Genomic DNA, 20,705 nt, shown 5'->3' on the forward strand with positions numbered 1-20,705 from the left:
CGGCCCTCATTCATCTCCCGTCGCGGCCGAGAGCATGGCGATCATCGTGTCGACGAGTTCCTCCGCGTCGGTGTGCCACTTGTCCAGATCCAGATGGCCGCTCAGATCCAGGCCCGCGATCCCGTGGGCGCTGGCCAGCAGGAGCGCGCCGTAGCGCCTGGCCTGTTGCGGGCCGGTGACGCGACCAACGATGTCGAGGAACAGATGTTGCGTGCGCTCCCCTGCCTGCGCCGCGGCGGCGATGTCGGCCGGCGGCGTCGTGAAGATCAGGCGGTACAGATGTGGTCGCGTGCGACCGAGATTGATCAGCGACAGCAGCGCGGACCGCAACGCCTCCTCGGGCGAAGCGTCACTGGCGGCCAGCACCTCGAGTGAATCACCGAGTTCGTTGAGGGCATTCATCGCCAGCTCCGCGAGCAGAGATTCCTTGGCCTCGAAGTGGCGATAGGCCGCTGACCGGGACACACCAGAACGGGCGCCGACCTCACGCAGCGTCACTGCCTCGACTCCCCCGCGGTCGAGCAACGCCCCCGCGGCTTCGAGCAGCGACCGGCGCGTGGCCGCCGCACTCTCCGCTCGTGTCATCACCCGCTGAGCATATGCCGCACTTGAGTTGACAACGTCAACTTAACTGCTAGTTTGAGATGACAGCGTCAACTCAAATACTCAGACTCGACGGAGGCCGCCGTGACATCATCCGAGCAACGCAATGAACTGATCGTCGTGACCGGCGCGTCCACCGGCATGGGGGCGGCCACCGCAAAAGAACTGGCGCGCAGAGGATTTCAGGTTTTGGCCGGAGTGCGACGGGATATCGACGCCGACGCGCTGCGCGCGGACGGGATCGAGCCGCACATCCTGGATATCACCGTCGATGCCGATGTGGCTGCGATCGCCGATCGGGTCGGGCGCGACCCGCGCCCGCTGCGTGCGCTGATCAACAATGCCGGGATCGCGATCAACTCACCGGTCGAGACGCTTCCGCTGGTGCAGTGGCGCCGGCAGTTCGAGGTCAATCTTTTCGGCCACATCGCGATCACCCAGGCGCTGCTTCCCGCTCTCTTACGCAGCTCAGGCACCGTGGTGAACATCAGCTCGGTCGGCGGGAAGGTGGTGCTGCCGACCTACGGCGCCTACGCGGGCTCGAAGTTCGCCCTCGAGGCCGCCAGTGATGCGTTGCGGCGGGAGGTCGCCGCACTGGGGGTCAAGGTGGTCGTCGTCGAACCCGGCGCGGTCAAGACGGCGATGCCGGAGCGCGGGATCGCGACGGCGGAGGAACTCACGGCGACCATGAGCGCCGCACAGCTGCAGCGCTACGGCCAGCTCAACGCGGCAGTGACGGCGCAGGCGCGGTCGTTCATCGAGACCGGCGTGCCGGCCGAACAAGCCGCGCGAGTTATTGCCAAAGCCGCCACCGCATCTCGTCCCCGCACCCGCTACACCATCGGACGCGACGCCGCGATCCTGGTGCGGCTCAGCCGGGTGCTACCCGACCGGCTGCTGGACCGTATCGTGAGCCGCAACCTGCGGTCGTTTGCCGACAGTGCGCCCCGCACGGAACGGCAGTTGTCACGCCACTGACTTGCGAGACTTCTTGCCTGCTCCCAGGAACTGGTACTCCTCGGGCTTCACCGACCGGGTGGCCATCCAGTACTGCCAGGTGTAGCCGCCCCACAGCACGGTGTTCTTGCCGTGCTCGTCGAGGTACCAGCTGCTGCAGCCACCGCTGTTCCATACCGATCCGGACAGCTTCTCCTGCAGTTCGGCGTTGAACCGGTCCTGCGCTGCGCGGGTCGGCGCCAGCGCCTGTGCACCCCTCTTGTCGCACTGGGCGATCGCGTCGGCCACGTAGCGGATCTGCGATTCGATCATGAAGACCACCGAGTTGTGGCCCAGTCCGGTGTTGGGCCCGAGCAGGAAGAACAGGTTCGGCACGTCGGCGACGGTGATGCCGCGGTGGGCCCCGATGCCTTCCCGGTTCCACCGGTCCACCAGGTCCTCACCGCGCTGACCTTTGATCTGGACGTAGGTGTAGGAGTCGGTGACGTGGAAGCCGGTGGCGTACACGATCACGTCCGCCTTGTGCTCGCGGCCATCGGCGGTGACGATGCCGTCGCGGGTGATCCGCGTGATGCCCTCGGTGATCAGCTGTGTCTTCGGGTCGGCCACCGCACGGTAGTAGGTGGACGAGTTCAGGATCCGCTTGCAGCCGATCCGGTACTTCGGCGTCAGCTTGCGACGCAGTTCGCGGTCCTTTACCGAGCGTCGGATGTTCCACTTGCAGTACGCCTCGATGAACTTCAGCGCGTTGGGGTGCTTGGTCATGCCGAAGGCGAGGGCCTCCTGACCCCAGTAGATGGCCAGTCGCGTCAGCGCGCGCAGTCCCGGCACGTTCTCCATGGCCGCGCGCAGCGTCGGCGGAATGTCGGGATTGGACCGCGGCACCACCCACGGCGGGGTGCGCTGGTAGAGCTGAAGTTCGGCGACCTGCCCGACGATCTCCGGCACGATCTGGATCGCGCTGGCACCGGTGCCGATGATCGCGACCCGTTTGCCGGTCAGGTCGACGCTGTGGTCCCATTCCGCGGAATGGAAAGCGGCACCGGCGAATTCGTCGCGACCCTCGATCTCCGGGACCGACGGGATGTGCAACGCGCCGGCTCCGGAGACCAGGAATTGCGCCACGTACTCCCGCCCGTCGACGGTGAACACGTGCCAGCGGTACTCGTCGTCGTCCCAGTAGGCGCGATCGACCAGCGAGTTGAACTCGATGTAGCGGCGCAGCCCGTACTTCTCGGTGACGCCCTTGAGGTAGTCCCAGATCTCGGGCTGGAATGAGAACGGGTTCCGCCAGTCCGGCTTGGGCTCGAAGGAGAACGAGTACAGATGCGACGGGATGTCGCATGCGCAGCCGGGGTAGCTGTTGTCGCGCCAGGTGCCGCCGACATCATCGGCCTTTTCCAGGATGATGAAGTCCACGCCCTCCTTCTGCAGCGCAATGGCCATGCCGAGGCCGGAGAATCCGGTCCCGATGATCAGGGTGCGGGTGTGAGTCGGCTGGGACTGCGGTTTCTCGGCGGATTCGGTAGCCGAGGTCACGACGTCGGTCATGGTGATCTTTCCTGTTGTGGCCGCTAGAGGGCTGGCGTGCTCATTGAGACGCAGATACCCAGTACCCGGGGTATCGGATATATCCGAGTGTCATGGAAACCCGGGACGATGTCAACGTTGCTGGGGCTCAGCTCACGGCAGGGCGGCCGGCAGCGCATCGTGGATCGGCTTGTCGGGGTCCATCGCGATGCCGAGCGTTTCGGCGGTGCCGACGATGACGCCCATCATGATGGTTGTCAGCTGGCTGACGAACTGCTCGCGGGTCATCGAGCGTGGGCTGTCAGGTTCGGGACCCAGCCACCATTCCGTGGCCGACGCGGCGCACCCGAACGCAGAAAACGCGGCGAGCTCGAGTGCGGCGGCGTCGAGCTCCATGTCGCGCAGCTCGTTGTTGAACATCTCGGCGATGGTCAGCGTGATCTCGCGGCCCTCGTTCAGTGTCCGGACGGTGGCCTTGGACTGGGCGCTGGAACTGCCCTGAATGAAGACCCGCATGACGTTGGGGTGCTGGTCAAGCAGGGTGACGAACTCTTCAACGGCCCGGTTTATCACTTGGCGGGCCGAGTCGGTGGCCAGGTTGATCGACGGGAAAATCGCCGCCCACAGCATGTCGCGCAGTCGTTCCCCGATGGCCAGAAAGAGGTCGGACTTGTCGGTGAAGTGGCGGTAGATCTTCGGCTTCGCGGTGCCGGCCTCCTCGGCGATCTCCCGCACGCTCAACTCCGGACCGAGGCGGTCGATGGCGCGGAAGGCGGCATCCACGATCTCGGCGCGCACCTTCTTGCGGTGCTCGCGCCAACGCTCGCTGCGCGCGTCGACTTTCACACCGGGCTTCGCGCTCGGGTGGGGTAAAGCGGGTCGAGGCATTCTCACCACGTCATGCACCTTACCGGTTGGGAGCCGCTGACCTGCGCAGACCGGCTGCTCACGGCCCAGCCGCGCGTGAATTGGCCAACGCGACACGCGCATTGAGCGTCGTGGGATTCACTGTCGGGCCGGAAGACGCGTAGCGCAGAATCACCAGATGCACCGAACGCGCCTCGTCGCCTGTGAACTCCGATCGCCACGCCGCGCAACCATATCCGCGTGTGTCGTAGTCGCCGCCGCGGTCACCGCATGCCAGACCTCTAACACCCCTACGCCTCCGAGTTCTTCGGTGGTGGGGTCGCCCAGCGCTGCAGCTTCCGCGCCCGCGGCCGCCAAAACCCAGGTCATCAATGTCGTTGCGGTCGTCAACGGTCAACCCGCCAACGGCTACCGCGACGTGACGGCCGGAGAAGTGAGCGGCACCGTCGAGATGTGTGACGCCTCGCCCTCAGCGGTCGACCCCGGCATTTATCGATGCTCACCGTCAGCAGCGGGCGCCGACGTCTGCTGGAAATCGACTGCACCGACCCTGTTGTGCGTCGGCGATCCATGGAAAAAGGAACTTCACCGAGTGACCGCGACCAAACCGCCGCCTTCCATCCAACCGGTGTCGTTGCCACAGCCGTTCGCGCTGCTACTGGACGACGGTGTGCAGTGCCGAATCCGCAACGGAGGCGCCTGGGGTGGCCGCGACGACGGCCTGGTCGGCGCCTACGGATGCAGCGGCAAGGACGTCGTCCTGGTGGCAACCGACGACGCTTCGACGCCTATCGATCGATCCCAGCCGCTGTGGACGGTCAAGGTGGGTCCGCTCGGAGCCGGCGACGCGCACTTCCCACCCCCGCAGACGCACTCGGTGACCACGGCTTGGTTCGCCGCGACGAGCGGCCCAGGTGGCTGAAGTCCCTGACCCGAATTGCCCTACAGCATGCAGGACACGCAGCCCTCGACCTCGGTCCCTTCCAGCGCCATCTGACGCAGCCGGATGTAGTACAGCGTCTTGATGCCCTTGCGCCACGCGTAGATCTGCGCCTTGTTCACGTCACGCGTGGTGGCGGTGTCCTTGAAGAACAGCGTCAGCGACAGCCCCTGGTCCACATGCTGGGTGGCCGCGGCGTAGGTGTCGATGATCTTCTCGTAGCCGATCTCGTAGGCGTCCTGGTAGTACTGCAGGTTGTCGTTGGTCATGTAGGGCGCCGGGTAGTAGACGCGGCCGATCTTGCCTTCCTTGCGGATCTCCACCTTGGACACGATCGGGTGGATCGACGACGTCGAGTGGTTGATGTAGGAGATCGACCCGGTGGGCGGCACCGCCTGCAGGTTCTGGTTGTAGATGCCGTGCGTCTGGACCGACTCCTTGAGCCGCTTCCAGTCCTCCTGGGTCGGGATGCGGATGCCGGCATCGGCAAAGAGCTGGCGCACCTTATCGGTGGCGGGCTCCCAGACCTGCTCGGTGTACTTGTCGAAGAATTCGCCCGAGGCGTACTTGGACCTCTCGAAACCCTTGAAGTGCGTGCCGCGTTCGATCGCGATGCGGTTCGAGGCGCGCAGCGCGTGGTAGAGCACCGTATAGAAGTAGATGTTGGTGAAGTCGACGCCTTCTTCGGAGCCGTAGAAGATCTGCTCGCGAGCCAGGTAGCCGTGCAGGTTCATCTGACCCAGGCCGATCGCGTGGGAGTCGTTGTTGCCCTGCTCGATTGACGGTACCGAGGTGATGTGGGTCTGGTCGCTCACCGCGGTCAGCGCGCGGATCGCCACCTCGATGGTCTGTGCGAAGTCCGGCGAGTCCATCGTCTTGGCGATGTTCAGCGACCCCAGGTTGCACGAAATGTCTTTGCCCACTTTGGCATAGGACAAGTCGTCGTTGAACAACGACGGCGTGGACACCTGCAGGATCTCCGAGCACAGGTTCGAGTGGGTGATCTTGCCCTCGATCGGGTTGGCCCGGTTCACCGTGTCCTCGAACATGATGTACGGGTAACCGGACTCGAACTGCAGCTCGGCCAGTGTCTGGAAGAACTCGCGGGCTTTGATCTTGGTCTTGCGGATGCGGCCGTCGTCGACCATTTCGTAGTACTTCTCGGTGATCGAAATGTCGGCGAACGCCGTGCCGTAGACCCGTTCGACGTCGTACGGCGAGAACAGGTACATGTCCTCGTTCTTCTTGGCCAGTTCGAAGGTGATGTCCGGGATCACCACGCCCAGACTCAGCGTCTTGATCCGGATCTTCTCGTCGGCGTTCTCCCGCTTGGTGTCCAGGAAGCGGTAGATGTCGGGGTGATGGGCGTTGAGGTACACCGCGCCGGCGCCCTGCCGGGCACCCAGCTGGTTGGCGTAGGAGAAGGAGTCCTCGAGCAACTTCATGATCGGGATGACACCCGAGGACTGGTTCTCGATGTTCTTGATCGGCGCGCCGTGCTCACGAATGTTGCTGAGCAGCAACGCGACTCCCCCGCCACGCTTGGAGAGCTGCAGCGCGGAGTTGATGGATCGCCCGATCGACTCCATGTTGTCCTCGATGCGCAGCAGGAAGCACGAAACCGGCTCGCCGCGCTGCTTCTTGCCCGAGTTCAAGAAGGTCGGGGTGGCCGGCTGGAACCGGCCGTCGATGATCTCGTCGACCAGCTTCTCGGCCAGCCCGGTGTCTCCGGCGGCCAGGGTGAGCGAGACCATCACGACGCGGTCCTCGAAACGCTCCAGGTAGCGCTTCCCGTCGAAGGTCTTCAGCGTGTATGAGGTGTAGTACTTGAATGCGCCCAGGAAGGTCGGGAAGCGGAACTTCTTGGCGTAGGCGCGGTCGAGCAGACTCTTGACGAAGTTACGTGAGTACTGGTCGAGAACCTCACGCTCGTAGTAATTCTCGCGAATCAGGTAGTCGAGCTTCTCGTCCTGGTTGTGGAAGAAAACCGTGTTCTGGTTGACGTGCTCCAGGAAGTACTGGCGCGCGGCCAGCACGTCCTTCTCGAACTGGATCTTGCCGTCCGCGTCGTACAGATTCAGCCTGGCATTGAGCGCGTGGTAGTCCGTCTCGTCGGGCAAGCCGTGCACGCCGGCGGTTACAGGCTCTGCAGTGACGGTTGGTGGCACGTCTGTTCCTTCCAATATTGAGCCCAGAACTGAGCGAGGCCTGCGCGAACGGCGGCCACGTCGTCCTCGGTACCCATGAGTTCGAAGCGGTAGAGGTACGGAACACCGCACTTGCGGGAGATCACGTTGCCCGCGTAGGCGAATTCGGCACCGAAGTTGTTGTTGCCCGCAGCAATGACGCCGCGGATCAGCGAGCGGTTGTGCTCATTGTTCAGAAAGGCGATGACCTGCTTGGGGACGTAGCCACCGTCATTGATGTTCGGAGTGGCCCGCCCGCCACCGTACGTGGGGAGTACCAGCACGTACGGTTCGTCCACCTCTATGCGGCCATGCAGCGGTATCCGCGTGGCGGGAACACCCAGCTTCTGCACGAAGCGGTGGGTGTTCTCCGACACGGAGGAGAAGTACACCAGGTTGGTACCCGCGATATCTGAGATGTCCATCGGGCACCGCAACCCTTCCTTCTATCTATCTATCCGGTTACGAACTACGCACTCAGCGCCGTTTCGGCGAGCGCCTTGATGCGGTCGGGCCGGAAACCGGACCAGTGTGCGTTGTCGGCCACCACGACGGGTGCCTGCAGGTAGCCCAGCGCCATCACGTAGTCGCGCGCCTCGGGGTCCAGGGTGATGTCGACTTTCTGGTAGTCGATGCCCTGCTTGTCGAGCGCCTTGTAGGTGGCGACGCACTGCACGCAGGCCGGCTTGCTGTAGACGGTGATGCTCATGGGCGTACCGCTCCTTTGCGGATGAGGGGGTTGATAAGACTGGCAACGACTGGATTGGCACAACCGCGCTATATTCAGCGCCCCGGCGAGCCCCCAGATTCCCATCGGGAGGGCGCCGATTTCGAGCTGACCCTGCTCGAGCTGCGCCGTCCGATTCCGGGAAGTTCATCACGCCCCGCCTGGTCGGTCGGAACCTGATCGGGACTTGGTGAACCTGGGATCTGCTGGTCCTCGAAACACTACACCTAGGGGGTGACAACATGAAGAGATACAAGATGTTCTGAATAACATTCCTGAAATTCCCAGGTAGCAGGGCACGTCTGGCGTGTCGCCCCGGCGTGTCGCAGATCACAAAATCGCCGCGTTGGTATATCTGATCCGACATGCAGGCGCCCATGAACAGAGGTATATCAGCGGCCACCGACAACTCCGTCGCGCACGACCTGGCCGACATCTACCAGCAAAGCCGCCGGCGAGACCGCCGGCGGCTTTGACGAGAGGGTTGAGCCGGGCGCGGCCGGCTCGATGCAAACGGGTCAGCCGACCTCCGCGGCCAGCTTGCCGATCACGTCGCGCACATTGCCCGACAATTCCGCGTTGTCGGCCGGGGCGCTACCGCCCAACGTCTGGAACGGCACCGAAAGCTTGATCGCGTCGCTCACCCGCGCACCCGCGATGCCGAACGACTTACGCGTCTCGTCGTGCGCCCATACCCCGCCGTACTGGCCCAGCGAGCCGCCGATCACGGCCAGCGGCTTGTCCTTCAACGCGCCGTTGCCGAAGGGCCGCGACAGCCAGTCGATCGCGTTCTTCACCACGGCGGGGATGGACCCGTTGTACTCCGGGGTGACCACCAGCGCGGCGTCGGCCTCGGCGGCCGCGGCCCGCAACGCCACCACCTGCGCCGGCGCCTGGTCCAGTTCGCCGTTCATCGCATCGTCGATGTCCTCGTTGTAGAAGGGAACCTCCCCCAGCCCTTCGAACACCGCGACGGTAACCCCTTCGGGTGCCAACTCGGCCGCCAGTTCGGCGATCTGCCGGTTGACCGATCCCGCACGCAAGCTGCCCACCAGGGCCAAGATCTTGATTCCTGTCACTGTCCGTTCCCTTCGTTCGTTGGTCTCCATCCTTGCATCGTTAAAACGGACTATAGTCCGCTTTATTCCCGCCGCGATAAAGTGCAGGAGTGAGCGGTATTGCGGACCGAGGCGGATTGCGGCTCGCTGCGCACGAAGACCTGGCCGGGGAGCCGCTGCCGGAGCGAAGCGACGCGGCGCGAAACCGGGCGCTGCTGCTGGAGGCCGCGCGTCAGCTGGTCACCCAACGTGGCGCCGACGCGGTCACCATGGACGACATCGCCGCCGCCGCGGGTGTCGGCAAGGGAACCCTGTTCCGCCGGTTCGGCAGCCGGTCCGGCCTGATGCTGGTGCTGCTCGACGAAGACGAAAAGGCCAGCCAGCAGGCATTCCTTTTCGGGCCGCCGCCGTTGGGTCCGGGTGCGCCACCTCTCGAGAGACTGATCGCATTCGGCCGCGAACGCATCGCCTTCGCGCACGCCCACCGCGAGCTGATGTCCGCGGCCAGCCGGGACCCGCACATGCGACACGTCGGCGCCGCCCTGGTGCTGCGGACCCATGTGCGGGTGCTGTTGCAGGCCGCGCACACCAGCGGCGACCTGGACATCCAGACCGACGCGCTGCTGGCGCTGCTCGATATCGGCTATGTCGAGCACCAGATCACCGAGGGCGGCCACACGCCGGAGACACTGGCCGACGGCTGGGCCGGCCTGGCCCGCAAGCTCTGCGGACGCTGAGCCCAGGCATGACGCGCTGGGTCCTGCACGTCGACCTCGACCAGTTCCTCGCCTCGGTCGAATTGCGCCGCCACCCCGAACTGGTCGGGCTGCCGGTCATCGTCGGCGGCAGCGGCGACCCGACCGAACCGCGCAAGGTCGTCACCTGCGCCTCGTACGAGGCCCGCGAATTCGGGGTGCATGCCGGCATGCCGTTGCGCGCGGCAGCGCGCCGTTGTCCGGACGCCACCTTCCTCGCCTCCGAGCCGGCCGCCTACGATGAGGCGTCCGAGCAGGTGATGGGCCTGCTGCGCGACCTGGGCCATCCCGTCGAGGTATGGGGCTGGGACGAGGCGTACGTGGCGGCTCCGGGTGACCCCGTCAACGTCGCCGAAACCATCCGCAGCGTCATCGCGGCGGAGACCGGACTGTCCTGCTCGGTCGGCATCAGCGACAACAAGCAACGCGCCAAGGTCGCCACCGGTTTCGCGAAACCGGCCGGGGTTTTCCAGCTCACGGATGCCAACTGGATGGCGCTGATGGCCGACCGGCCCGTCGACGCGCTCTGGGGGGTCGGCCCGAAGACGGCGAAAAAGCTTGCCGCCCTTGATATCAGCACGGTGGGGCAGCTGGCCCGTACCGATGGCGAGTTGTTGACGTCGACGTTCGGCCCCCGCACCGGGCTGTGGTTGCTGCTTCTCGCCAAGGGTGGCGGCGACACCGAGGTCAGCTCCCAGCCGTGGGTGCCGCGTTCGCGCAGCCACGTCGTCACATTCCCGCGCGACCTCACCGATCGTGCCGAAATGGATTCTGCGGTAACCGAATTGGCCCAACGAGCGTTGGACGACGTCGTCGCCTCAGGGCGTATCGTGACGCGGGTGGCGGTCACCGTCCGGACCGCGACGTTCTACACCCGCACCAAGATCCGCAAACTGGGCGCTCCGACCATCGACTCCGACGTCATTGCCGCGGCCGCCCTGCGCATCCTTGACCTGTTCGAACTCGACCGCCCCATCCGGCTGCTCGGGGTGCGCCTGGAACTGGAAATGCCGTCCTGACCTCGAGGTCGCATGACCTGTCAGTCGTGAAGCGGCCTCAGGACGGCGGCGCCATATCGCTGAGCGGCCCGCAGGGCGAGTTCGACGCCGTGCTTGTCCTCGATCGGACGGCCACGTCTCGCGACGGCTCGCTGCACGTCATCCCTGACGGCCTCGAGAGGCACCTGCAGTTCTTCTGCGACCCGGAAGGGCCGACCGAAATGGAGATAGATCCGCAATATTTCACGCAGACGGGCGTCGTCGTCGGTATCGGAGGCCAACGGGCCGAGGACGTCGGTCACCCATCCGCGGATCTCTTCGAGGTCCACGTCCAGCAGCGCCGCGGAGACGATGCCGGCATCGGTCGCCGCGACCACCTCACTCGGCTGACCGATGCGGCCCTCCGCGGCCTTGCGCGCGCGCTGCGCCTGACGATGAGATCGGCGGAATCCTTCGACGCCGCAACCCATCGCCCCGATCGCGACGTTGGGCACATCCGTTCGTAGCCGGACGAATTCGCGGATGTTCACGATGGCGTCACCTGGCACCGAGCGGTAGGGCAACCAGACCCACCAAGCGGCCCGGCCGGCGCCAACCAGCAGCGGGCGTGCCGTCGTGTCCGCGGCCACCGCCAACGCACGAAGGAACTCCCACACACTGGCCAACCGGTCGTGTTCCGCGTCCACGTGCGGAAACCATACGATGAGGGCGAGGTGTTCCCAGCTCAGCGGATAGTTGATGGCCGCGGAAACCGCCTCGACGTCAAAGGATTCGGGTCCATCGAGCACGCCCCGAATCTGGGTTTCGGTTGCGATGTGCCGAGCCGTCAGTCGCTCGTGCTCGCCCTGGTAGGCCGCAAGGGCCTGCTGTGACAGCACGTCGACGTATTTCGACAACGTCCTGGCGAGGGTTTCCACGACGGTGGACTGGGTTTCGGGCGCCATCCCGGCGGCCTGTAGTTCGGCGAACACCGCCTCGCCCAAACGGCGCTGCCCGAGGCGGTGAGCCCGCATCATCGATTTGATCGGAATACCCCGGCGGGCAAGAGTTCTGGCGTACTCGGTATGTGTTGCGGGCACCGCGATCCTGCTGACGTCGATGTCCTGAAGCAGAGCGCGGAATATCGTGTGGAACTGGTCGCGCATTGCGGCGCGCATCAATTCACTCATCCTGGCGTCGCGGGGAAGTTCCGGAACATCTTCCTGAGCCGCGGCACAGAGGGCATCACTGATCGCGGCGGCCTGCTGGTCGAGCCGGGCAACAATCCTTGCGACGTCGCTGTCCACGCCAACCTCCGCCGATGTGTCGGCCCCCACTGAGAAGGTAGATCGTCAGGGCGCGTAACGGGAAGTCAGAATCGCCGCAGAGCCGAAATCGTGAGGCTGCGAACGTGCCTGTGCTGCAGGCACTACAGCCGGGAATGGCGGCCTAACGCTCCAATTGCGGGGGCGCCGGGCGCAATGCCCGCGTGAAGATCGTGTTGACCTGCCGCATCGCCACGCTGTAGGGCCACCAGGCCAGCCGCTTGAACGCATAGAGCGCCCTGATGTCCTGCGAGGTGTAGATCAGGTAGCGCTTCTTCGCGACCCCGGCCAGGATTTTCTCGGCGGCCCGTTCCGGTGACACGGCGTGGCCACTGAAGCGGTCCACCCAGCGAGCCACCTTCGGGTCTTCCCGGTCCACGCCGGCGATTTCGACGGTGTTGACCAAGGGAGTCTTCACGGCGCCCGGCACCACCACCGACACCGCGATGCGGTGCCGGGCGAGGTCGAAACGCAGCACCTCGGACAGTCCGCGCAGTCCGTACTTGCTCGCACTGTATGCGGCATGCCATGGCAGCGCGACGATTCCGGCCGCCGACGAAACGTTGACCACGTGCCCGCCCCTGCGCGCGGCGATCATCTGCGGAACAAAGGATTCGATCACGTGGATCGGGCCCATCAGATTGATCGAAATCATCTTGTTCCACTGCTCGTGGCTCAACCGGTCGACCGTCCCCCAGGCCGACACACCGGCGATGTTCAGCACCACGTCCATGCTGGAATGCCCGGCATGGATGTCGGCGGCGAACGCGGCCACTTCGTCGTACTTCGAGATGTCCAGCACCCGGTGCGCGGGCACCTGCGCGCCGAGCGCGCGGGCGTCCGCCACGGTTTGCGCCAGGCCTTCGCCGTCGCGATCGGTCAGATACAGTTCGGCGCCGTGCGCGGCCAGCCGCAGCGCCGTGGCCCGGCCGATGCCGCTGGCCGCGCCGGTCACGAAACACCGCTTTCCCGCGAAATACTCCGTGGAGCCGCTCTGCACCATGGTCGGAACGATACCGGCGGTACCGGACCTACCGCGCCGGGCCGCCCCACAGCGCGTTGAGCCACATCTGCTCGAGAACCTTTACCCGCCGCGAGAGATCACTCGCCACCAGCAGCGGGTCACCCGTCAACGTGAGCGCGGTGGTCCCGGCCAGGGTGCGAATCAGCGTGGGCAGGTCATCACTGATCGGCCGGGCGGTGCCGGCCTTCATCTCCGCATCGACCACGCTGACGATCTGCCGGAACACCACGTCGAACTGCCGATCCAGAATCGCTTGGATCTCGACGTCCGTGTGGCGGGCGGCATTACAGGCGTTGACGACCGGGTCGTTGTCGGCGTAGACCGCCGCGGCGCTGCCGACCATTCGTTTGGCGAACTGCTCCGGAGACTCCCCCGGCTGCCGCGGGGCGAAGTACTGCGTCAGTTCCTCGAGCTCTTCGGCCGCCTCGGCCAGGATCTGCGCGAGCACCGAGTACTTGGAATCGAAGTAGAAGTAGAAGCCGGAGCGGGCCACCCCGGCTCGGAGGCTGATGGCGCTGACCGACAGCTCCGAGAACGGCACCTCCTGCAGCAGCTCCCGTACCGCCTGCATGATCGCTTGCCGGTGTTTGTCACCACGACGGCGCGATACCGGCGCCCCCTGCCCCTCGTCGGCGGCTGGACTACTCACTGGTGATCACATCCTGACCTTGCACCACATCAATCCAAAAAGAAAACTTGACAGGCGTCAAGTCGTCCGAAATATTGAGGATCAGTGACGGTGACCACAACCGGTTAGGAGCGCGCGTCAATGGCGACGACCATCAGCACCCCCGACTATCTCCTCGATCAGGCCAGGCGCCGGTTCACGCCGTCGTTCAACAACTTTCCCGGCATGGGACTGGTCGAGCGCAAGCTGCGCAACACCCAGTTCCCGGAGAAAAAGCTCGCCGACCCGCCCCCGGGCAGTGGTCTCAAACCGATCGTCGGGGACGCAGGCCTGCCGATCCTGGGGCACATGATCGAGATGCTGCGTGGCGGGCCCGACTACCTGATGTTTCTCTACGAGACCAGGGGCCCCCTGATCTTCGGCGACTCGCCGTTCCTGCCCTTCGTCACGGCCCTGGGACCAGACGCCGCCCAGGCGATCTACTCCAACCGCAACAAAGACTTCTCCCAGCAGGGTTGGGTCCCGGTGATCGGGCCGTTCTTCAACCGCGGATTGATGCTGCTCGACTTCGAAGAGCACATGTTTCACCGGAGGATCATGCAGGAGGCGTTCATCCGCTCCCGACTGGTCGGCTACCTCGAGCACATCGACCAGGTGGTGCAGCACGTCATCTCCGATGACTGGGCGACGAACGACCCGCGCTTCCTGCTGTATCCGGCGATGAAGGAGATGACGCTCGACATCGCTTCGATGGTGTTTATGGGCCACGAACCCGGCACCGATCGGGAGCTGGTGACCAAGGTCAACAAGGCGTTTACCACCACCACGCGTGCCGGCAACGCGGTGATCCGCACGGGCGTCCCACCGTTCACCTGGTGGCGCGGTCTCAAGGCGCGGGAACTGCTGGAGAACTACTTCGCCGAGCGGGTCAAGGAACGCCGCGGCAAAGAAGGAAATGACCTGCTGACCGTGTTGTGCCAGACCGAGGACGAGGACGGCAACCGGTTTTCCGACCAAGACGTCATCAACCACATGATCTTCCTGATGATGGCCGCGCACGACACCTCCACCTCGACGGCCACGACGATGATCTACCACCTGGCCGCACACCCGGAGTGGCAGCAGCGCTGCCGTGACGAATCGGACCGTCTCGGTGATGGCCCGCTGGACATCGAATCGCTGGAAAAGCTGGAATCCCTCGACCTCGTGATGAACGAGTCCATCCGATTGGTGACGCCGGTCCAGTGGGCGATGCGGCGCACGGTGCGCGACACCGAACTGCTGGGCTACTACCTACCCAAGGGCACCAACATCACTGCGTTCCCCGGGATGAATCACCGACTGCCCGAAATCTGGACCGACCCGATGAAGTTCGACCCCGAGCGGTTCACCGAACCGCGCAATGAGCACAAGCGGCACCGGTACGCGTTCACTCCGTTCGGCGGTGGTGCGCACAAGTGCATCGGCATGGTGTTCGGTCAACTCGAAGTCAAGACCATCCTGCACCGCCTGCTTCGGCGCTACCGGTTGGAGCTGCCGCGGCCCGACTACAAGCCGCGCTGGGACTATGGCGGCATGCCGGTGCCGATGGATGGCATGCACATCGTCCTGCGCCCGCTGTAGCGGCGAGGATCACTCGCGAAGTCGGTTGGCGCAGGCAACCACCGCGCGCAAGGCGGACTCGGTGGAGTCCTGAGCCCACCCCATGGCCCATTCGGTGCGCACGCCATCGGTACCGCGCACGAAGGTCGCCGTGTCGCCTCCCGCGCACATCTGGTGAAAGTTCAACGTCTCCACGCGGATTCCGCGGCCGTGCAACATCGCGGTAAGCGCCGCGACTGCTCCACCGGCCGCCGCTGTCGACGTGCCGATGCGGTCGCCGACGGCGATCACGGCACGAAAGTTGCGCGCCTGCGGACCCATTCGAGTGGCCGGCCGCTCGGCGTCGGTACACGACCAGTGCCCCAAACGCACCGGGCCGGCGGTATGGCCGTAGACAGAGACGAAAAGCTCCCACGGCATGGCGTCGCCGGGTTCGCCCAACCCGCGCGGCAATGCCACCCCGAAGTGGTGAGCGAACCACGCATTGGCGGAAGCGGATTCGCGGAATCGGTGGGTGTTCTGGCTGGGATTCGTCTTCGGGTTCGTCATTGTGCCGGTCTTCTCTGGCTCGAAGGAGCGACCGACGGTAGTAGCTTCCGACCCACAGCGGGGGGTCGGTCTAGATCAGACCCCGCTGCGGGTGCTGGCTACTACGGCACGCGGTGAAGGACGCACGAGCGCAGACATTAGACGGCGGGGCCGCCCGGCGCAACTGCATTTTATAAGTTGTCGATATCGGAATCTCATTCGAAATTCGCTGATTCAAGGCAAAACAGCTCGCGATACACATTGCCGGAGTTAGCATCCAGATAGCGGTGCAAATCGCTAACCGGGGAAATCAGCGAATGAAGGGGGTAGCCGATGAACGTACGTAAATCTGGCCGGGGGATTCAGGCCGTGAAGGTGGTGGTTGCCGTGCTGGCCGCCGCTTTCGCCCTGACGACGGCGGGTTGTACAGCACAAACCGCAGGTTCCGTTGGTGGCACGATCGGCAACCCGGTCCCGCCTGAAACTCAGTAGAAACGTTCTTGCGAGCGTCGGGGGAACCCGCTGGGAACCGCTGCACCTGCAGTCGGTTCCCAGCGGGCTGACGTACCGAATGAATGCTTGGACCCCCAAAACCAAAATGGCAGATCACCCCATTCGATTGAATTCATTCGGGATTTTCCACAATTCGCCGAAAACCCTCTCCTTAACCGCTGAGCGGCGATAGCATCGCAGGCGCCAGTCACGTCAAGCGCGCCCCGGCACGGGGGAGAAAGGCGAGATGAATGCGCACCAAGCGGAGGACCGTCCAGGCGGTGGGAGCCCTGATCCTTGCGGCGTTCGCCTTGTTCGCGGTCGGTTGCAGTCACACGATGGATCCGGTGCGGACCCCTGAAGTCGGGGGCGGAGGTACGGGTCAGCTCGGCTGAACACACCGGCAGCGTTCGGTCGGGACTCGATCAAACCCGGGTCGGGCCGGCCCGTGTCGGGTGCGAGGTCGTTGTGCCGCAACGCAACTCGCCTTCCGTTTTGGGTATTCCGCGACGGCGGCCGACCAGCTAGTGTGACACAGGTAACACTCTTACATCGGCGTAAATTTGCCGGTGCATCCTTGAGGAGGGCTCAACGATGAGCGCAAGAACCAAGGTGAAAGCCGTTATCGGCGCCGCGATATTCGCCGGGTACGCCCTACTGTCCGTCGGCTGCATGAAGGCCCCGACTCCCGCGCCGCTGCCGGTGCCGGTGGAGACGCAGCCACCGCAATTAGCCCGGTAACCGCAACCGGTCAGCAGTCCCGCGCGGGGTCAAGCCTCAGGTACGCCTGAATGGTGGTGCCGTCTGCGCTCGTGTGTGTGCGCACCAGGTCAGCCATCGCGTTGACCAGGAAGAGCCCGCGACTGGCGGTGCCGCGGGCACTCGGTCGCCTGTGTCCGACGAACCGGTCTTTCAATCGCCCACGGTCGCGCGCCTCGCACACCAGGTGCTCGTTGTGCCGCCAGAAGGCCAGCCGGCAGGAGCCCCCGGCGTACTGCAGGCTGTTCGTAGCGAGTTCGGTGGCGATCATTTGCAGGTCGTCCAGACCGTCTCTGGACAGACCGACCCAGCCGGCATAGTCGGCGGCGAACGACCGCGCCGGACGCAGGTCCGCGCTGCCGCGGACCGTGTACGTCACCGCGCCCGGGTTCGTATCAAGCGGCTGGTTGCAGCGCGCCAGGACATCCTCAGGCGCGTATTCCGAACTGGGGCAAGCCGATCCACCCTGCCACAGCATCGGGTGGGTGCGCCGGGCATCCGCCAGCACATCGTCGGGCAGGTGGGTCGCGTCGTACAGGCACAGCCCCATGACGTTCGGGTTCTTCAGCACGCCGTTGATCAGCGACTCGTGCTCCATACAGGCCAGACACTCGTCCGCGGTGCGCCCAGGCCAGACGAGCTGTCGCACGATCCGGACGGTCCGATCGGCGTGTTTGTCGGCAAAGGAACTTTCCATTGCCGCGAACCGGCCCGGGTTGCGCGCTACTTCGCTTATGTCGGTCAGCCGAAGTTCGGCGTCAGATCCGGCGCGGGCGCCGTAGAGAGCCGGTCCCAGCATCGCGAGCTTGTCACCCGGCACCGCAGCCAGCACCGGCTCGTCGAGCGCGAAGCCGTCGGCGGCGAACCGCACCACAGAATCCAGATATTCCCGTTCGCTTTGGAAGAACAGCGCCGAATGCACGAATCCCCTCGTCGAGCCCAGGGGCCTGATCTCCATGCTCGTAGTCATAGAGACTCCCACCCAACGTCAGCCGGCACGCCTTTGTGTCGCCATCACTTGAGTATTCCTGTACCCCGGCCAGGGCTTTGCTATGCGCGGCGTTGCCGCTCAGCGTGTCGCGTCTACAGCCACCATGACGCGGCGGCGTCCAGATGGCGCCGGATGCGGTAGCGCGCGAGGCTGTCATCACCGGCGTCGATCGCTTCCAGGATGCGCAAGTGAGCGTTCTCGACGGCCATCGTGTCCGCGGGCGTCAGCTGGGCCTGCCCGGTCGTGGACCAATGCCGGCGGAACAGTTCGACGATGATTCGCAGAAAAAGATCAAGCAGCGCATTCCCGGCCAGATGCGCCAGGCCGACGTGAAAGCGGAACTCCTCAACGGCGGCGGTGCGCACATCGTCACTGGCATTGCCGGCCGCACTCGCCCAGTCATGCGGGTTCAGGAAATCCGCCACCTCCGGATCGGAGCGACGGGCAACCACCTTTGCCACGTTGTCGATCTCGATGGCATCGCGCACGCAACGCAGGTCTTCCCGGGTCGGCTTGCGGTACTGCAGGTAGAGCGCGATGGTGTCGATGCTCGCCTGGGCGCGCGGCCTGGCGACGACCAGCCCGCCGCCGGGACCCCGGCGCATGTGCGCGACCTCGTGATACTCGAGTAGTCGCACGGCTTCGCGCAGTGCCGCCCGGCTCACCCGGTAGCGCTCCAGCAACGCCGTCTCGGTACCGAACACGGACCCGACGTGCCAGCCGCTGGCGGCGATGTCGTCGGCGATGTTGGCCGCCAGCACTTCGGCGAGCTTGCCGCGCGGCGCTTCCGAGGTGAGCCGCTTGCGGCCCGGCCTTCCGCGAAGTGACGGGTCGCGGTGTTCGGCCAGCCAGGCCGTCACGCGCTCCACGTGTCGTTCGCTCAGTGTCTTGGCCCGTGCGGAATCGCCGGCGGTGACGGCGGCGACGATGTCGGCGTGCGCACCGCGCATCTTGTGGGCGGCATCGGCCGCTTCGGCCGCCGACCCGGTCCGCGAGGCGCGCGCATAGCGCTTCGTCAGTCTCGTCAGGACATCGATGAACAGTTGCAGCACAGGGTTTTTCGATTGCTCGGCCAGGGCGATGTGGAATTCGTCGGGCGGCGCGGGCCGGCCGGGACGCCACTGTTCTTCGGCGCTCAGCACCGATCGCAGCCGGGCGATTCCGGCTTCGTCGATGTGTTCGGCGGCCAGTGCCGCTGCCAGCGGCTCGAGCACCAGCCGCGCGTTGAGCAGATCGCCCAGGGTGGTGCCGCGATATTCGAGGTAGATCACGACGGCACGCGTCGCCGGCCCGGCGTCGGGCTCGCAGATGAGCAGGCCGCCGTTGGGTCCGCGCCGCATCCGGGCGACTTGGTGATGCTCGACCAGGCGGACGGCTTCGCGCAGCACCGACCGGCTCACGTCATAGCGTTGCTGCAGAGCGGCTTCCGAGCCCAGCGACTCCCCGACTGCCCAGCCGCGCCGGACGATGTCCTCCTCGATACGACGGGCGATCTTTGCGGCCCGCTTGTCCGCCCGGACTTGATCCGCTTCGACGGTCACTGCCGGCTCAGCACGTGAGCAGCATGCATCCTGCCACCGGACCGCCGCCGACGGACACCACGCCGACCTCGGGGCGGCGCTCGACCTGCCGCTCCCCGGCCTCGCCGCGTAGTTGCAGGCAGCCCTCATGCAGCGCCCAGTAGCCGTGCATGCGACCGGCCGAGAGCTGTCCGCCGTAGGTGTTCAGCGGCAGCTCACCGTCTCGGGCGATGCGGGCACCCCCCTCGACGAAGGGCCCGGCCTCGCCGTCGCCGCACACTCCGAGGGCTTCCAGCCACGAGAGGGTCAGGTAGGTGAAGCCGTCGTACAGCTGAGCGACATCGAGGTCCGCGGGTGTCAATTCCGTCCGCGACCACATCTGCGCCGTCGCGTCCGACATCGCCATCTTCGGGTAGTCAGGGCGGTGAAACCACCCGCCGGCACCGTCGGAGCCGCCGATGGCCTCGACCTTCACGGCACGGTGCGGGCAGTCTGCGGCGTAGTCGGCATGGGAAACCACCACGGCGATCGAACCGTCGATGGGCACATCGCAATCCAGCAGGCCGAACGGCGTGGACACCGGACGGGCGCCCAGATAGTCCGCCATCGTCATCGGATTCCGATATACCGCAAGGGGATTCAGCACGGCGTTGCGGCGGCCGTTGAGGGCGATCCAGCCCAGCTGCTCCTTGGTGGTGCCGTACAGTTCCATGTGCCGACGACAGTTCAGGGCAAGCCAGTTCGCCGCTGAGTAGGCGTGCGCGGCGACCAGATCGTTGATGTCGTCCATGGCGCCGACGGCAGGACGGTCGCCCTCGGGTGCATCGAACATGCGCGCCAGCGGTGGTGCCGGGGCGTCCTTGTCCTGCAGAATGGTGCCGCCCAACATCTGGATGGTGCGATAGACCACGACATGGCGTGCCCGCCGCTCGGCGACGGCACGGCAGGCGGACATGACCGGGCTCAGCAGACCGCCGGTGCCGAACCCGCTGCCGCAGTCGGCGGCGTCGATCCGGAGTTCGGCGTTGACCTCGGCCGCCGGAGTGTCGCCCAGTGTCGCGATGCCATCGATATCGGCCGAGCGCAGGCCGGCGTCGTCGATGGCGGTCCGCACCGCCTCCATGGTCAGATCCCGCCCGGGAATGCCGGTGCGACGGCCGATACGCGAGATACCGATGCCGGACACGATCGCGTCTTTTTCGAAGTAGTCCATCTGCACCGTCCGTTGACCCGAAC

The 20,705-nt window shown here is 65.3% G+C and carries 21 protein-coding genes; 7 read left to right on the plus strand and 14 right to left on the minus strand.

What is annotated here, in order from left to right:
• Nucleotides 1–6: 6 nt before the first annotated feature.
• Nucleotides 7–585, minus strand: a complete 579-nt coding sequence (locus ACNQS7_RS09785) for a TetR/AcrR family transcriptional regulator (protein WP_418012406.1) — start codon at nt 583–585, stop codon at nt 7–9.
• Nucleotides 586–687: 102 nt separating this feature from the next.
• On the opposite strand from ACNQS7_RS09785, the gene ACNQS7_RS09790 reads away from it, so the two are divergent.
• On the plus strand, nt 688–1,581 hold the full coding sequence (locus ACNQS7_RS09790) for an SDR family oxidoreductase (RefSeq protein ID WP_418012407.1): 894 nt from the start codon (nt 688–690) through the stop codon (nt 1,579–1,581).
• Here the strand turns inward: ACNQS7_RS09790 and ACNQS7_RS09795 are convergent.
• Nucleotides 1,570–3,111, minus strand: coding sequence for a flavin-containing monooxygenase (locus ACNQS7_RS09795; RefSeq protein WP_055577479.1), 1,542 nt, complete (start codon nt 3,109–3,111; stop codon nt 1,570–1,572). The genes ACNQS7_RS09790 and ACNQS7_RS09795 overlap by 12 nt on opposite strands.
• Before the next feature lie 132 nt (nt 3,112–3,243).
• Nucleotides 3,244–3,987 (minus strand): TetR/AcrR family transcriptional regulator, encoded by a 744-nt coding sequence (locus tag ACNQS7_RS09800; RefSeq protein WP_156452429.1) that lies wholly within the window; start codon nt 3,985–3,987, stop codon nt 3,244–3,246.
• A gap of 283 nt (nt 3,988–4,270) precedes the next feature.
• On the opposite strand from ACNQS7_RS09800, the gene ACNQS7_RS09805 reads away from it, so the two are divergent.
• Entirely contained in the window at nt 4,271–4,879 is a 609-nt protein-coding gene (locus tag ACNQS7_RS09805; protein ID WP_418012408.1) for a hypothetical protein, read from the plus strand.
• 20 nt (nt 4,880–4,899) lie between these two features.
• On the opposite strand, the gene nrdE is transcribed toward ACNQS7_RS09805, so the two are convergent.
• The 4 genes from nrdE to ACNQS7_RS09825 form a co-directional block, all read right to left on the minus strand.
• Nucleotides 4,900–7,065, minus strand: coding sequence for a class 1b ribonucleoside-diphosphate reductase subunit alpha (gene nrdE / locus ACNQS7_RS09810; RefSeq protein WP_418012409.1), 2,166 nt, complete (start codon nt 7,063–7,065; stop codon nt 4,900–4,902).
• Nucleotides 7,035–7,508 carry a class Ib ribonucleoside-diphosphate reductase assembly flavoprotein NrdI gene (nrdI, locus tag ACNQS7_RS09815; RefSeq protein ID WP_055577477.1) on the minus strand — a complete coding sequence of 158 codons (474 nt, stop codon included), beginning with the start codon at nt 7,506–7,508 and terminating at the stop codon, nt 7,035–7,037. Before nrdI ends, nrdE begins: the two co-directional genes overlap by 31 nt.
• 44 nt (nt 7,509–7,552) lie before the next feature.
• Nucleotides 7,553–7,792 (minus strand): redoxin NrdH, encoded by a 240-nt coding sequence (locus ACNQS7_RS09820; protein ID WP_055577476.1) that lies wholly within the window; start codon nt 7,790–7,792, stop codon nt 7,553–7,555.
• A gap of 536 nt (nt 7,793–8,328) precedes the next feature.
• Nucleotides 8,329–8,919, minus strand: coding sequence for an NAD(P)H-dependent oxidoreductase (locus tag ACNQS7_RS09825; protein ID WP_418012410.1), 591 nt, complete (start codon nt 8,917–8,919; stop codon nt 8,329–8,331).
• An 86-nt stretch (nt 8,920–9,005) separates the two neighbouring features.
• On the opposite strand from ACNQS7_RS09825, the gene ACNQS7_RS09830 reads away from it, so the two are divergent.
• Nucleotides 9,006–9,605, plus strand: coding sequence for a helix-turn-helix domain-containing protein (locus ACNQS7_RS09830; protein WP_310786673.1), 600 nt, complete (start codon nt 9,006–9,008; stop codon nt 9,603–9,605).
• A gap of 8 nt (nt 9,606–9,613) precedes the next feature.
• Nucleotides 9,614–10,642, plus strand: a complete 1,029-nt coding sequence (locus ACNQS7_RS09835) for a DNA polymerase IV (RefSeq protein WP_418012411.1) — start codon at nt 9,614–9,616, stop codon at nt 10,640–10,642.
• Nucleotides 10,643–10,662: 20 nt separating this feature from the next.
• On the opposite strand, the gene ACNQS7_RS09840 is transcribed toward ACNQS7_RS09835, so the two are convergent.
• From ACNQS7_RS09840 to ACNQS7_RS09850, 3 genes are all read right to left on the minus strand, one after another.
• A complete protein-coding gene (locus ACNQS7_RS09840) occupies nt 10,663–11,907 on the minus strand; it encodes a PucR family transcriptional regulator (RefSeq protein ID WP_418012412.1) in 1,245 nt (414 codons plus the stop codon).
• Nucleotides 11,908–12,049: 142 nt separating this feature from the next.
• Complete coding sequence (locus ACNQS7_RS09845; RefSeq protein WP_418012413.1) at nt 12,050–12,928, minus strand: SDR family oxidoreductase; 879 nt, start codon at nt 12,926–12,928, stop codon at nt 12,050–12,052.
• Nucleotides 12,929–12,956: 28 nt separating this feature from the next.
• A complete protein-coding gene (locus ACNQS7_RS09850; protein WP_418012414.1) occupies nt 12,957–13,598 on the minus strand; it encodes a TetR/AcrR family transcriptional regulator in 642 nt (213 codons plus the stop codon).
• Between the two features lie 120 nt (nt 13,599–13,718).
• Between ACNQS7_RS09850 and ACNQS7_RS09855 the strand changes: the two genes are divergently transcribed.
• Nucleotides 13,719–15,200 (plus strand): cytochrome P450, encoded by a 1,482-nt coding sequence (locus ACNQS7_RS09855; RefSeq protein ID WP_418012415.1) that lies wholly within the window; start codon nt 13,719–13,721, stop codon nt 15,198–15,200.
• Between the two features lie 9 nt (nt 15,201–15,209).
• Here the strand turns inward: ACNQS7_RS09855 and ACNQS7_RS09860 are convergent, their stop codons facing one another.
• Complete coding sequence (locus ACNQS7_RS09860; RefSeq protein WP_418012416.1) at nt 15,210–15,728, minus strand: homocitrate synthase; 519 nt, start codon at nt 15,726–15,728, stop codon at nt 15,210–15,212.
• Between the two features lie 722 nt (nt 15,729–16,450).
• Here ACNQS7_RS09860 and ACNQS7_RS09865 point away from each other — a divergent pair.
• Both ACNQS7_RS09865 and ACNQS7_RS09870 read left to right on the plus strand, forming a co-directional pair.
• Nucleotides 16,451–16,594, plus strand: coding sequence for a hypothetical protein (locus tag ACNQS7_RS09865; protein WP_418012417.1), 144 nt, complete (start codon nt 16,451–16,453; stop codon nt 16,592–16,594).
• A gap of 199 nt (nt 16,595–16,793) precedes the next feature.
• Nucleotides 16,794–16,940, plus strand: coding sequence for a hypothetical protein (locus tag ACNQS7_RS09870; protein ID WP_418012418.1), 147 nt, complete (start codon nt 16,794–16,796; stop codon nt 16,938–16,940).
• A gap of 10 nt (nt 16,941–16,950) precedes the next feature.
• Here ACNQS7_RS09870 and ACNQS7_RS09875 read toward each other — a convergent pair whose 3' ends face one another.
• From ACNQS7_RS09875 to ACNQS7_RS09885, 3 genes are all read right to left on the minus strand, one after another.
• Nucleotides 16,951–17,928, minus strand: a complete 978-nt coding sequence (locus tag ACNQS7_RS09875; RefSeq protein WP_418012419.1) for an anti-sigma factor RsbA family regulatory protein — start codon at nt 17,926–17,928, stop codon at nt 16,951–16,953.
• A gap of 113 nt (nt 17,929–18,041) precedes the next feature.
• Nucleotides 18,042–19,490, minus strand: coding sequence for a FadR/GntR family transcriptional regulator (locus ACNQS7_RS09880; RefSeq protein ID WP_418012420.1), 1,449 nt, complete (start codon nt 19,488–19,490; stop codon nt 18,042–18,044).
• A gap of 7 nt (nt 19,491–19,497) precedes the next feature.
• On the minus strand, nt 19,498–20,682 hold the full coding sequence (locus ACNQS7_RS09885; RefSeq protein ID WP_418012421.1) for a thiolase family protein: 1,185 nt from the start codon (nt 20,680–20,682) through the stop codon (nt 19,498–19,500).
• Between the last annotated feature and the right edge of the window lie 23 nt (nt 20,683–20,705).

Source organism: Mycobacterium sp. 23, assembly GCF_048287075.1.
Lineage (GTDB): Bacteria > Actinomycetota > Actinomycetes > Mycobacteriales > Mycobacteriaceae > Mycobacterium > Mycobacterium gordonae_B.